The organism is Comamonas kerstersii, assembly GCF_008801935.1.
GTDB lineage: Bacteria > Pseudomonadota > Gammaproteobacteria > Burkholderiales > Burkholderiaceae_C > Comamonas > Comamonas kerstersii.
Genome location: NZ_VZOT01000001.1, coordinates 555,176 through 568,185 on the forward strand (window position 1 = coordinate 555,176; position 13,010 = coordinate 568,185).

Sequence of the window (13,010 nt, forward strand, 5' to 3'; positions counted from 1 at the left end):
CTCATAGAGTTCGTACCCCCGTCCCCCATACATACTCTTTCATGAGGGGTACATATCACTTCCGGGAACTCCTGTTTTGACTACCGAACTAGTTTCTGCTGGCCGTGCCTGGCTCGCACAGCTCGCACAATCTATTCAGCGCCATCCCAAGCGCGTCACCGCAGCGATTGCAGCCTTCATGTTGACTGCAGGCGGCGGTGCATTTGCCGTAGCCTCGTTCGGCCCCGATCCCGCGAATCTGCCCATCCGCACACTGACACAGCCCATCGCTTCGCTGGCTGATGGCAACACGCTGGCAGACCTGACCGATCTGAACGATTTTTCTCTCTATCGCACCGAATACACCCGTGCGAGCGACACACCAGAATCACTGCTGAAGCGCCTGGGCGTTGAAGACCCCGGCGCTTCCGCTTTTCTGCGCAGCAATGAGCTGGCGCGTCAGCACATCCTGAACCGCAGCGGCCGCCTGGTCTCTGCAGAAACCAGCAATGACCACCAGCTGCGCAAGCTGACCGTGCGCTGGATTCAGGATGAAAACAGCGACCACTTCCAGCGTCTGGTGCTGGAGCGTCAGGACGATGGCGAATTCGCTGCCACCGTCTCTACGGCTCCACTGACCGTCAACACCCGCCTGACCGGCGCCACCATCCACACCTCGCTGTTTGCAGCGACCGATGGTGCTGGCCTGCCCGATGCTGTTGCCATTCAGCTGACCGACATCTTCTCGGACATCGACTTCCGCCGCCTGCACAAGGGCGACCGTTTCTCGGTCATCTACGAAACGCTGGAAGCGGATGGCGAATTTCTGCGCACCGGCCGTGTGCTGGCTGCCGAGTTCAAGAACCGCGACAAGCTCTACCAGGCCATGTGGTTTGAAGAGCCCGGTGAACGCGGCTCCTACTACGCCATGGACGGCTCCAGCCTGCGCCGCGCGTATCTGAATTCGCCCGTGGAGTTCTCGCGCATCAGCAGCAACTTTGCCATGCGCAAGCACCCCATCCACGGCACATGGCGTCGCCACCTGGGCACTGACTATGCTGCCCCCACAGGTACCAAGGTGCGTACCGTGGGTGATGGTGTGGTGGACTTTGCCGGCTGGCAAAACGGTTTTGGCAATGTGATCTTCATCAAGCACGCCAACACCAGCCATGTCACGGTCTACGCCCACCTGAGCCGCATCGACGTCAAGAAGGGCCAGCGTGTGGAGCAGGGCCAGAACATTGGTGCCGTTGGCTCCACAGGCTGGGCTACCGGCCCTCACCTGCACTTTGAGTTCCGCGTCAATGGCGTGCACCAGGACCCTCAGTCGGTGATTGCCGCCAAGGAAGCCAACCCCATTTCTGAAAAAGTGCGTGAAGCCTTCATGAAGCAAGCCAGTGCGCTGCACGAGCAACTGGCCTCTGCAGAGTTGATTCGCCAGGCTTCCGCACAATAAGCAGCGTATGCTACGCTTCACAGGGCCTCGATTTTCGAGGCCCTTTTTCTTTGAGCCTGACACATCCCATGCCCGCACCCACACACCACACCCATGCCAGCGCTGACCTGTACATTGGCCTGATGTCAGGCACCTCGCTCGATGGGGTGGACGGTGTACTGGCACGCTGGGACAGCAGCCAGCAAATTCAGGTCCTGCGCCATGCCAGCCTGGAATTCCCCATGGCCCTGCGCCAGGAACTGCTGGCACTGAACAGCCCGGACGGCATGAACGAACTGCACCGCGCTGCACTGACCGGCAATGCCGTCAGCCGCATCTATGCCGACGTGGTTCAGCAGCTGCTGCAGGACACGGACACCCGCCCGCAGCAGGTGCGCGCCATTGGTGCACACGGCCAGACCGTGCGCCATCAGCCCCAGATGCACGATGGCACGGGCTACACCCTGCAGCTGCAAAACCCTGCCCTGCTGGCCGAGCGCACCGGCATCACCGTCGTGGCCGATCTGCGCAGCCGCGACGTGGCCGCTGGCGGCCAGGGCGCACCGCTGGTGCCAGCGTTCCATCAGGGCATCTTTGGCCGCGTGAACCAGGCGACGCTGGTACTCAATATTGGCGGCATTGCCAACCTGAGCATCCTGCCCTCGCTGTGCGACAGCAGCAGCGCCGTCATTGGCTTTGATACCGGCCCTGGCAATGCCCTCATGGACTGGTGGTGCCTGCAGCACACCGGCCAGCCTTTTGACCGTGATGGCGCATGGGCTGCCAGCGGCAGCGTGCTGCCCGAGCTACTGAATGCCATGCTGGCAGAGCCCTATCTGCAACTACCTCCACCCAAAAGCACGGGGCGTGATCTGTTCAACCCACGCTGGTTGCAGTCACACCTGACCCAGCTGGGCAGCACACCCCGCCCCGAAGACGTACAGGCCACGCTGACCGCGCTGACCGCCCACAGCTGTGCTGAAGCCGTCAGCCGCTTTGGCGCGCGCAGTGATGCACTGCTGGTGTGTGGTGGCGGTGCGCTCAATGGCGAGCTGATGCGCCAACTGCAAGCCCTGCTACCCCAGCTGCGCGTAGAAAGCACGGCCGTGCGTGGCATGCCACCGCTGCAGGTGGAAGCTGCCGCCTTTGCCTGGCTGGCACGCCAGTGCATGCAGGGCCTGCCCGGCAATCTGCCCCGTGTGACAGGTGCACAAGGGCCACGGATTCTCGGCGCCATCTACCCTGCTTAAAAAGCATAGCTTCCAGCGCTTGATACGACTTGATTTCAAATAGAAAAGTATTGCAAAAGCTTTCAATTCAAGCGCAAGCAGCTACCTTTTTTAAAGATGCAGATACAAAAAAGCCGCTGACATTCAGCGGCTTTTTTGTTTTTTGAAGGAGAAGCGTTCGTGCCCGCGGCTTATACCGAGAAGCTGGAACCGCAGCCACAGGTAGTGGTGGCATTGGGGTTCTTGATCACGAACTGCGCACCCTGCAGGTCTTCCTTGTAGTCGATCTCTGCGCCCAGCAGGTACTGGTAGCTCATGGCATCGATCAGCAAGGACACACCATTCTTGGTCATGGTGGTGTCGTCTTCGTTGACGATTTCGTCAAAGGTGAAACCGTACTGGAAGCCCGAGCAGCCGCCACCCTGCACGAAGACGCGCAGCTTCAGGTCAGGGTTGCCTTCTTCTGCAATCAGATCCGCCACCTTGGCAGCTGCGCTGTCGGTGAAGATGATGGGTTCTGGCATTTCGGTGGTCGTGTTTTCGGCTACGGCGCTCATGGGGATACTCCGAGAATTCTTCTGAAATCGGCGGCAATGGTACTGCAGATTGCTCAGGAATTAAGCATGAGCGGTATTTGACGACAGTCCCAGTGTGGGCATTAACCCTTGCGACCAGATGGGGGTAGCTGGCATGGAGACTCCCACAAAAAAGCCGCCATGCCCAAGAGCAATAGCGGCTTTTTTGTGGGAAGGCAGCTGCCGTGAGGCAACCACCTTCGAGCCAGGTCTGAGGCGAATTAACGCTTCGAGAACTGCTTGGCGCGACGAGCACCGCGCAGACCGACCTTCTTACGCTCAACTTCGCGAGCGTCGCGGGTCACAAAGCCAGCAGCGCTCAGCGCGGGCTTCAGAGCTGCGTCATAGTCGATCAGGGCACGAGTGATGCCGTGACGGGCTGCACCAGCCTGACCAGATTCGCCGCCACCGTGGACGTTGATCTGGATGTCGAAAGCTTCCAGGTTATCGGTCAGCGCCAGAGGCTGCTTAGCGATCATGATGGAAGTTTCGCGGCCGAAGTACTGCTGAATGTCTTTGCCATTCACAGTGATCTTGCCGGAGCCCTTCTTCAGGAATACACGAGCGACGCTGGACTTGCGACGGCCGGTACCATTGTTCCAATCACCAATCATTCAAGTCTCCTTAGATTTCCAGAGCCTTAGGCTGCTGTGCGGTATGGGGGTGCTCAGCACCGCCGTACACCTTCAGCTTCTTGATCATGGCGTAGCCCAGAGGACCCTTGGGCAGCATGCCCTTAACGGCCTTCTCCAGAGCGCGGCCAGGGAACTTAGCCTGCAGGTCGCGGAAGTTAGTAGCAGTGATGCCACCGGGGAAACCGGAGTGACGGTAGTACACCTTGTCCAGGTTCTTGGTGCCAGTGACCTTGAGCTTGGAGGCGTTGATGATGACGATGTAGTCGCCGGTGTCAACGTGAGGTGTGTAGATTGCCTTGTGCTTGCCGCGCAGACGGAGTGCCACTTCGCTGGCGACACGTCCGAGCACCTTGTCGGTGGCGTCAATCACAAACCACTCGTGTTGCACCTCAGCGGGCTTTGCGCTGAATGTAGACATGAGATTACTCTTTCTAAGAGGGTTTGCGGGCCCTTTTCCGCGGTCGGCGCTTCTTCTTAAAAAGGAAGCCTCTTAGGCGGTAACTGCCTGACCGCGTGCAAGCACACTGCCAAACACTTCGCCGCGGGACCCATAAAATCGCTGCGAAGCCCGCCATTATACAAAATGGCGTCCAATAGCGCCATCGCACTGTGTCTTTGTGTGGAATTGACCACCTGACGCTCAGAGCGCTCACACTAGGCACACTAGACACATCTGAGCGGCCTTGCCCATCGCACGCAAGCGCCGCGCCCCTACAACGAAAAGAATCACGACCTATGTTCAGCTACCGCCACGGCTTTCACGCCGGTAACCACGCCGACGTGCTCAAGCACACTGTTTTGATTGCTGCGCTGCAGCACATGGCCCAGAAAGAAACCGCCATCAGCGTCATCGACACGCATGCCGGTGCAGGCCTGTACCGCCTGGATGGCGACTTTGCCAGCACCAGCGGCGAATCCAAGGACGGCATTGAGCGCCTGACCAGCACCCCGCTGGACCAGTTGACGCCTGCATTGCGCGCCTATATGGAAACCGTGCGCAGCGTGAACCAGGGCAAGGGTGTGCGCACCTACCCCGGCTCGCCCTTCATCACCCAAAGCCTGCTGCGCCCGCAGGACAAGCTGCGCCTGTTTGAGCTGCACCCCAACGACTGGCGCTCGCTGGACGGCAATATGGCTCAGCTGCAGGCCGGCAAGCAGGTGGAAGTGCTGCTGGAAGACGGCTTTGCCGGCGTGAAGCGCTTTCTGCCGCCACCTTCGCGCCGCGGTTTTTTGCTGTGCGACCCCAGCTATGAAATGAAGACCGACTACGGCCGCGTGCTGACCATGATCGAGGACGCGCTGGTGCGCTTTGCCACCGGCACGTATGCCGTGTGGTATCCCATCATTCCGCGCCAGGAAGCGCACGATCTACCCAAGCGCCTCAAGACCATGGCCACCAAGGCAGGCCGCAGCTGGCTGCACGCCACGCTCACGGTCAAGGGCAGCAAGATCCGCAGTGAGGTCAACGACTGGGGCAATGCCACCGAAGGCAAACGCCCTGGCCTGCCCGCCAGCGGCATGTTCCTGATCAATCCGCCCTTTACGCTGCGCGCCGCACTGAAAGAAGCCCTGCCCCAGATGCAGCAGCTGCTGGCGCAAGACAAGAACGCCACCCACACGCTGGAGTTCGGCGAATAAATAAAAAAAGAGCAGCTAGCGCTTGATACTGCTGGGTTTGCAAATCAAATGATTGCCAAACCCTTGTACCACCTGCGCTAGCCACTCTTTTTTTAGATGCTGACTTTAACCCTGCGCCTGCAGCAAGGCAGCGGGGCATTCCTCCTGACCATCGTCGAGCTTGTAGATTTCCACGGCCTTCACGCCTTTGTCCAGCATGCCGATTTCTTCGGCGGCCGCCTTGCTCAGATCAATCACGCGGTTTTTGACAAAGGGGCCACGGTCGTTCACACGCACCACCACAGCTTGACCTGTGGCCTTGCTGCGCACGCACAGCTGGGTGCCAAAGGCATAGGTGGGGTGGGCGGCGGTCAGGTCAAACTGGTTAAAGCGCTCGCCATTGGCGGTCTTGCGGCCATGAAAGCCCGGGCCATACCAGGAGGCCATGCCCTGCTGATCGACCTCGGGCCACTGCAGTTCGTACAAACGGTTCTCCACCGCCTTGGCAGGATCGCCCATGCGGTCCCAGCGCATGGCTGGTGGCGCCACCTTGGCCAGTTGTTCGGAGCCATGCAGGCCCGTGCCCTGCACACGAGCAGCTGGGGCAGTGCCTTTGGCGTCGCTGGAGGTCTGCAGCGGTGTACAGGCTGCCAGCGCCATGCTCAGCAGCACGGCGCTCAAGGCTATGCCGCTGCGGCGAGGCAGCGGTGCACACGTTACGGTTTCAGGAAATGACAAGCACCTTGGTTCTGACATGGACTGACCCTTGAAGCAGTGAGCCACAGGCATCACGCAAGGGTCAGCAGGTGCTAAGCCCGGGCCTCAGAGGCCCAGACGATCACACAGCTCCAGGGTGAAAGCGCTCTGGTTCATCGTATAGAAGTGCAAGCCAGGGGCGCCGTTGGCGCGAAGCTGCTCACACAGTCGTGCAACCACATCCAGGCCGAAGGCGCGAATGGAAGCTACATCGTCCCCATAGGCCTGCAGGCGCAGGCGAATCCAGCGGGGAATCTCAGCGCCTGTCGCATCGGAAAAGCGCATGAGTTGAGAAGAATTGGTGATCGGCATGATACCGGGAACGACCGGAACCGACACGCCAAGTGCTTGAATCCCTTCAACAAAACGCAAGTATGCGTCGACGTTGTAGAAGTATTGCGTGATGGCGCTATTGGCACCGGCCTGGATCTTGGTGGCAAAGGCACGCAGGTCTGCATCGGGCGACTTGGCCTGGGGGTGGGTCTCGGGATAGGCGGCCACCTCGATGTGGAACCAGTCACCAAACTCCTTGCGGATAAAGGCCACCAGATCGCTGGCGTAGTGAAATTCACCGCCCAGACCATAGCCGCTGGGCAGGTCACCACGCAGCGCCACGATGCGCTTGACGCCCATGTCCTTGAGCTGCTGCAGCTCGCTGCGCACCTTCTCGCTGGTCGCACCGATGCAGGAGAAGTGGCAGGCTGCCTGCATGCCTTCGGCCTGAATGTCGCGCACCATGCTGAATGTGCCGGCCTGGGTGGAACCACCCGCGCCATAGGTCACCGAGCAGAACTCAGGGTTGCGGGCAGACAAGTCCTTGCGCACCTGCACATGCTTGGCCGCGCCTTCAGGCGTCTTGGTGGGGAAAAACTCGAAACTGATAGGGAAAGCTGTTGCCACGTTGCTCACTCCTGGCCTGCCCTCCCGGCAGGCTGTTGGCATCTGGGGGACGCAGGGCGCAGCGCGCGCCCTGCGCGGTCATCAATACTTCTTGACGTTTTTACGCTTGGGGCGTGCAGGCCCCGGCACGTTGTAGCCATCTTCTTCATCGTCGATGATGTCGATGCGCTTGAGCTCACGTAGCACGGTGCGCGAGACGCGCTTGGCTGCAGGCGCAGCAGGCTGCTCTGGCAAAGGCTGGTCCAGATGCTTGATTTCTGCACCCTGCACGGCATGCACAAAGAATTCGTGGTTGCCGTCACCGCCTTCAATGGGCGAATCCAGCCATGCCTTCACTTCCAGGCCCAGCTCCGTCAGGCAGGCGCGGATGCGCTCTTCCACTTCCTTGTACAGGGCGGGGTCGCGCACAATGCCGCCCTTGCCGACCTGGCCCGGCTGCAGTTCAAACTGGGGCTTGACCAGCATCAGCAGGTGGCCGTGGGGCTTGAGCAGGCGCACTACGGCAGGCAGCACCAGCGTCAGCGAGATAAAGGACACATCGCCGGTCACAAAGTCAAACTCGGCCGTAGTGTCCACCTCGGCATATTCCGCCTTGCGGCGGCGCTCGGTAGGGATCGAGCCTTCTTCGCGGGCCTTGGCCTTGGCGGCGCGCTCGGCCTTGAAGGCTTCAATCTCAGCGTCCTTGGCGTCGTTGCTGTCGTCGTAGTCTTCACCGACTTCGCCGCCATTGCGCATCCACGCATAGGGCGCCTGAGGCTGGGTGTCGTTGTCTTCTTCCTCTTCCCAGCGCTCAGAAATCACTTCTTCGCAGGCGTCTTCCAGCACTTCTGCGGTCATGGAGCGGGCATTCAGTCCCTCCACGCAAATCACCCGCACATCCGCGCGCAGGCTCTCGTGCAGCTGGCCCTGACCAACGTCCACGCCAATCACCTGTGCTGCACCGTGCTTGAGCATGCAGTCGGTAAAGCCGCCTGTGCTCTGACCCACGTCCAGACAACGCAGACCTTCAATCTTCAAGCCAGTGGCTTTGAGAGCGCCTTCCAGCTTCAAACCACCGCGGGAGATGAATTTGACCTCGGCATCGTCGAGCAGCTTGAGCTCGGCGCCAGCAGGAATGTCGTCACCATTCTTGACAACTTTTTTCCATGGGGCCAGTGGTGTCAGACGCCATTCCACGCCCGAAGCAATCAGGCGCTGTGCCTGAGAACGGGTGGTGGCATAGCCGTTGTCCACCAAAAATACATCTGCGCGCATTGCGTAGTTTCCTTTTATGACTCAAATTGGGCTCTGGCGCTGATCCAGCAAGCGCTGGCAGCTATGAAAAACATCAAGCGCCAGAGCAGGCATGGCGAGGACTTCCTGCGCCTCACCATGCCACCGCCACAGCTTAGTAGCGGTAGGTGTCAGGCTTGTAAGGGCCTTCCTTCTTCACGCCGATGTAGGCGGCCTGGGTATCGGTCAGCTCGGTCAGCTGTGCGCCCACCTTCTTCAGGTGCAGACGGGCGACCTTTTCGTCCAGGATCTTGGGCAGCACATACACCTTGCCCACTTCGTAGGCGTCAGGGCGTGTGAACAGCTCGATCTGCGCCAGGGTCTGGTTGGCAAAGGAGTTGGACATCACGAACGAGGGGTGGCCGGTGGCGCAGCCCAGGTTCACCAGACGACCCTTGGCCAGCAGGGTGATGCGCTTGCCGTCAGGGAAGATCACGTGATCGACCTGGGGCTTGATCTCTTCCCACTGGTACTGCTCCAGCGAAGCCACGTCGATTTCGTTGTCGAAGTGACCGATGTTGCAGACGATGGCTTCGTTCTTCATGGCGACCATGTGCTCATGGCGGATCACGTCACGGTTGCCGGTGGTGGTCACGAAGATGTCGGCCTTGTCGGCGGCATATTCCATGGTCACGACCTTGTAGCCTTCCATGCAGGCCTGCAGGGCGTTGATGGGGTCGATCTCCGTCACCCACACCTGGGCGCGCAGCGCAGCCAGCGCCTGGGCGCAGCCCTTGCCCACGTCACCGTAGCCAGCCACCACAGCGATCTTGCCGGCGATCATCACGTCGGTGGCACGCTTGATGCCGTCCACCAGCGATTCGCGGCAGCCGTACAGGTTGTCGAACTTGGACTTGGTCACCGAGTCGTTCACGTTGATGGCGCGGAACTTCAGTGTGCCGTTGGCAGACATTTCGTTCAGGCGGTGCACACCAGTGGTGGTTTCTTCGGTCACGCCCATGATCTTGGCGGACTTGCGGCTGTACCAGGTGGGGTCCTGGGCCAGCTTGGCACGGATAGCGGCAAACACAATCTTTTCTTCTTCCGAGCCGGGGTTGTCCAGCACGGAGAGGTCTTTTTCAGCGCGCATGCCCAGGTGCATGAGCATGGTGGCGTCGCCGCCGTCGTCCAGGATCATGTTGGGGCCTTCGGCATCGCTGCCTGCGGGGCCGAATTCAAAGATGCGGTGGGTGTAATCCCAGTAGTCTTCCAGTGTTTCACCCTTGATGGCGAACACGGGCACACCGGTGGCGGCAATCGCGGCCGCGGCGTGGTCCTGGGTCGAGAAGATATTGCACGAAGCCCAGCGCACTTCTGCGCCCAGTGCGGTCAGTGTCTCGATCAGCACGGCGGTCTGAATCGTCATGTGCAGGGAGCCGGTGATGCGTGCGCCCTTCAAGGGCTGCTGCGCAGCAAACTCTTCACGCACAGCCATCAGGCCGGGCATTTCGGTTTCAGCGATCTTGATTTCTTTACGACCCCAGTCGGCCAGAGAGATGTCCGCAATGGCGCGGTCGAGTGTGTTGCTCATGGTTTCTCCTGTGCGGAAAACAACTTGAAAAAACCACGTTCTGGGGATTTTGGGCTGACAGGCCTCACCGCACAGAAAGCGTGGGTGAGCGTCGTTGCCAAGAAGCGAGCGCCGCCTGAAGCGGCCCTGCTGCCCTTCCGAGCCTCACGCCACCGCTGACTTGGGATGGACGCTGCAACGCTCCTCGAAAGGAAAGAGGCGCGTATTGTACGCGAGCGCCCGCAGTTCTGCCGCCGTCAGGCAGCAGCGGGGGCAATACGCATGGGAATGGTCACCGGCCCGTCATTGACCAGATGCACCTGCATGTCTGCACCAAATTCGCCGGTCTGCACGGGCCCCGCTGCATAGAGCGCACGTGCCTGCTGCACAAAGTAGTCATACAGGCGCCGGCCTTCATCCGGTCTGGCCGCCTGGGTAAAGCTGGGGCGATTGCCACTACTGGTGTCGGCTGCCAGCGTGAACTGGCTCACGATGAGCAGGCCGCCGCCCACATCCTGCACGCTGCGGTTCATCTTGCCTGCCTCGTCGCTGAAGATGCGCAGCTTCAAGATCTTGGCCAGCAGCTTGTCGGCTTCTTTTTCGCTGTCACCCTGCTCGGCACAGACCAGTGCCAGCAGACCATGCCCGATCGCGCCGGACACCTGCCCGGCAATTTCCACGCGCGCCTGGCATACGCGTTGCAATAACACTTTCATCTTCTTAATCAAAAAAATAGAGCATCGACCGCTTGCAGTGCTTCAGTTTTGCACTTCAAGCACTTTGAATTCCAGATTTTTCCTGCGCTGAGCGCTCTCATTTTATGCATGCCATGTACAGAGCAGACATCCCGGAGCGATCGGGACTTCGACGCTCAAAGCTTGCCCTAACGCAAGGCCTGGTTCCGATGCTCGCTCTATCCCGATACATGAACCCCGCCCCCTGTCTTCACTCTCTGTGCCTCCCCTCCGGCACACGCTGCGCTGGCACGGTCTTGTCACGTACTGACCCGACATTCGGTGCATCCATGACGCCCGCACAACCCCGCATTCCTCACGAAACACCGCAAGACCTCCTGCACGCCGTGGCGCTGAGCATCGGTGCGCCCATGCATGCCTGAACTGACCAGATGGCCGCTGCACCTGGGCCAACGCAGCCTATGCCCAGCTGCTTGACATGCCTGTGCAGGAGCTGCTCGGTCAGGCGCCGCTGCACTATCTTGCCCCCTGCAACTGGAAGCGCTGGAAGTGCGAACTCGAACGCCTGGCCAGTGCCTGCACCCAGGGTGCCAGCCTGCAGACCCCGCTGGTGTATGCCCGGGATCAGTGCATCCCCACCCTGCTCATCGCACAGAAACAGGGCGGGCAGGTCAACGCCATCATCGTGATGCCACAGCACAACCTGTCGCTGCTGGATGCTGCGCAGCTGGTGCAGGACTGGAACACCCGGCTGCAGCGCTATGCCAATGCCACGCGCGAAGCCATCATCTTCTTTCGCAACCGCCAGATCTTTGACGCCAACCCAGCCGCCATAGCCCTGACCGGCTACCCCTTGAGCCAGCTGCTGGACAAGCCCGTGCTGCATCTGCTGCCCCATGTGCTGCGCGCCGACTCTGCACGGCTGATGGAGCAAGGCACGGAACACGCCTACGAAACCCGGCTGCTGCACCACAACGGGCAGGAAATGGATGTGGAGATAAACATCAGCCTGCTGCCAGAGGGCGATACGCAGATCGGCCTGCTGGTGCTGCGCGACATCAGCGAACGCAAGCGGGCAGAAGCAGAAATGCATTTTCTGGCCTTTCACGACCCACTCACCCGTCTGCCCAATCGACAAGGGCTGATGCGCCAGCTGCAACCGGCCATCGCCCATGCCCAGCAGAGCAAATACCCGGCGGCCGTGCTGTATGTGGACCTGGACCACTTCAAGGATGTGAATGACTCCCTGGGCCACGAAGCTGGAGACAAGGTGCTCACCGAGGTGGCGCGCCGCCTGCGCAGCAAGGTACACCCGGATGACATCGTGGCCCGCCTGAGCGGTGACGAATTTGTGGTGGTACTGGCTTCACCGCTGACCGCCTGCCAGCCCGAGTGCATTGCGCGCGAGCTGCGCTTTGTGCTCAACAAGCCCTACACCCTGCCCAGTGGACAGGTGCATCTGCCAGCCTCCATCGGCATCAGCCTCTACCCGGAAGACGGCAACAGCGCCGATGCCCTGCTGCTCAATGCCAGCGCCGCCATGGAAACCGCCAAAAAGATGGGCACGGCGCACTGCAGTACTACAGCGCACTGCTGGACATGCGCCCCAGCCGCCTGCTCGCGCAGGACCGGCTGCTGCGCGAAGCCGTAGAAAATGACCAGGGCCTGGCGCTGCACTACCAGCCACTGTGGAATTTCCAGACACAGCGGCTCGAAGGCTTTGAAGCCCTGGTGCGCTGGCAACACCCCGAGCGCGGCCTGCTGCCGCCCGGTGAATTCATTGCCTTTGCCGAGTCACGTGGTTTGATCTCTCTGATCGACCGCTGGGTCATGCGCAGCGCCTGCAAACAGATCCGCGCCTGGCGCGATGCAGGGCTGCCGCCCGTGGTGGTATCCGTGAACATGTCGGCCATTGAGTTCAGCCATAGCCATCTGCTGGCCGAAGTCCAGCAGGTGCTGCAGGACACAGGCGTGGCAGCACAGTGGCTGGAAATTGAGCTGACGGAAACCACGCTGATGAAACAATCCAGCCATGTGCTGGGCACGCTGCAAGCCCTGCAGCAGCTGGGTGTGCGCTTGTCCATTGATGACTTTGGCACGGGCTATTCGTCTCTGGCCTACCTCAAGCGCTACCCGCTGGACAAGCTCAAGATCGACCGCAGTTTTATTCAGGACATCCTGCAGAATCAGGACGATGTCAATCTGGTCACTGCCATCATCCACATGGCCAAAAGCCTGTGTTTGCGTACCGTGGCAGAAGGCGTGGAAACCCGGGAGCAATGGGAGCTGCTGCAGCAGCTGGGCTGTGACCTGGCACAGGGCTACTATCTGGCTCGCCCCATGACTGCCGAAGATGCCACCCGGTGGCAACTGCAGCACCGCCAGCGCCACACATCCTTTGCATGAA

13 protein-coding genes and 1 riboswitch are annotated in these 13,010 nt (G+C 60.4%); of the genes, 5 read left to right on the forward strand and 8 right to left on the reverse strand.

The genetic code is table 11. The annotated features are described in order from the left end of the window. Nucleotides 1-76: 76 nt before the first annotated feature. Both F7P80_RS02625 and F7P80_RS02630 read left to right on the forward strand, forming a co-directional pair. Nucleotides 77-1,435 carry a M23 family metallopeptidase gene (locus F7P80_RS02625; protein ID WP_211371983.1) on the forward strand — a complete coding sequence of 453 codons (1,359 nt, stop codon included), beginning with the start codon at nucleotides 77-79 and terminating at the stop codon, nucleotides 1,433-1,435. A gap of 68 nt (nucleotides 1,436-1,503) precedes the next feature. Next, nucleotides 1,504-2,664: an anhydro-N-acetylmuramic acid kinase gene (locus F7P80_RS02630; RefSeq protein ID WP_151042691.1), complete on the forward strand. Its 1,161-nt coding sequence runs from the start codon at nucleotides 1,504-1,506 to the stop codon at nucleotides 2,662-2,664. A gap of 170 nt (nucleotides 2,665-2,834) precedes the next feature. On the opposite strand, the gene erpA is transcribed toward F7P80_RS02630, so the two are convergent. From erpA to rplM, 3 genes are all read right to left on the reverse strand, one after another. Next, nucleotides 2,835-3,200: an iron-sulfur cluster insertion protein ErpA gene (gene erpA / locus F7P80_RS02635; protein ID WP_054065928.1), complete on the reverse strand. Its 366-nt coding sequence runs from the start codon at nucleotides 3,198-3,200 to the stop codon at nucleotides 2,835-2,837. 239 nt (nucleotides 3,201-3,439) lie between these two features. After that, nucleotides 3,440-3,832: a 30S ribosomal protein S9 gene (gene rpsI / locus F7P80_RS02640; RefSeq protein WP_054065929.1), complete on the reverse strand. Its 393-nt coding sequence runs from the start codon at nucleotides 3,830-3,832 to the stop codon at nucleotides 3,440-3,442. Nucleotides 3,833-3,842: 10 nt separating this feature from the next. Beyond that, a complete protein-coding gene (gene rplM, locus F7P80_RS02645) occupies nucleotides 3,843-4,271 on the reverse strand; it encodes a 50S ribosomal protein L13 (RefSeq protein WP_003059004.1) in 429 nt (142 codons plus the stop codon). Nucleotides 4,272-4,588: 317 nt separating this feature from the next. On the opposite strand from rplM, the gene F7P80_RS02650 reads away from it, so the two are divergent. Then, on the forward strand, nucleotides 4,589-5,491 hold the full coding sequence (locus F7P80_RS02650) for a 23S rRNA (adenine(2030)-N(6))-methyltransferase RlmJ (protein WP_054065930.1): 903 nt from the start codon (nucleotides 4,589-4,591) through the stop codon (nucleotides 5,489-5,491). Between the two features lie 105 nt (nucleotides 5,492-5,596). Here F7P80_RS02650 and F7P80_RS02655 read toward each other — a convergent pair whose 3' ends face one another. From F7P80_RS02655 to dtd, 5 genes are all read right to left on the reverse strand, one after another. After that, the gene (locus tag F7P80_RS02655; protein WP_249041353.1) at nucleotides 5,597-6,208 is read right to left on the reverse strand and encodes a septal ring lytic transglycosylase RlpA family protein; all 612 of its coding nucleotides are present in this window, start codon (nucleotides 6,206-6,208) and stop codon (nucleotides 5,597-5,599) included. A gap of 84 nt (nucleotides 6,209-6,292) precedes the next feature. After that, complete coding sequence (gene metF / locus F7P80_RS02660) at nucleotides 6,293-7,168, reverse strand: methylenetetrahydrofolate reductase [NAD(P)H] (protein ID WP_151042502.1); 876 nt, start codon at nucleotides 7,166-7,168, stop codon at nucleotides 6,293-6,295. 39 nt (nucleotides 7,169-7,207) lie between these two features. Continuing rightward, entirely contained in the window at nucleotides 7,208-8,380 is a 1,173-nt protein-coding gene (locus tag F7P80_RS02665) for a TlyA family RNA methyltransferase (RefSeq protein ID WP_151042504.1), read from the reverse strand. A gap of 133 nt (nucleotides 8,381-8,513) precedes the next feature. Continuing rightward, on the reverse strand, nucleotides 8,514-9,929 hold the full coding sequence (gene ahcY, locus F7P80_RS02670) for an adenosylhomocysteinase (protein ID WP_054065934.1): 1,416 nt from the start codon (nucleotides 9,927-9,929) through the stop codon (nucleotides 8,514-8,516). A 79-nt stretch (nucleotides 9,930-10,008) separates the two neighbouring features. After that, nucleotides 10,009-10,121, reverse strand: a riboswitch (S-adenosyl-L-homocysteine riboswitch). Between the two features lie 44 nt (nucleotides 10,122-10,165). Beyond that, nucleotides 10,166-10,624, reverse strand: a complete 459-nt coding sequence (gene dtd / locus F7P80_RS02675; protein ID WP_054065935.1) for a D-aminoacyl-tRNA deacylase — start codon at nucleotides 10,622-10,624, stop codon at nucleotides 10,166-10,168. A gap of 457 nt (nucleotides 10,625-11,081) precedes the next feature. Here dtd and F7P80_RS17250 point away from each other — a divergent pair, with 457 nt between their 5' ends. Both F7P80_RS17250 and F7P80_RS02685 read left to right on the forward strand, forming a co-directional pair. Continuing rightward, nucleotides 11,082-12,254, forward strand: coding sequence for a sensor domain-containing diguanylate cyclase (locus tag F7P80_RS17250; protein WP_151042506.1), 1,173 nt, complete (start codon nucleotides 11,082-11,084; stop codon nucleotides 12,252-12,254). Then, the gene (locus F7P80_RS02685) at nucleotides 12,203-13,009 is read left to right on the forward strand and encodes a putative bifunctional diguanylate cyclase/phosphodiesterase (RefSeq protein ID WP_151042508.1); all 807 of its coding nucleotides are present in this window, start codon (nucleotides 12,203-12,205) and stop codon (nucleotides 13,007-13,009) included. Before F7P80_RS17250 ends, F7P80_RS02685 begins: the two co-directional genes overlap by 52 nt. The last annotated feature ends 1 nt before the right edge of the window (nucleotide 13,010 follow it).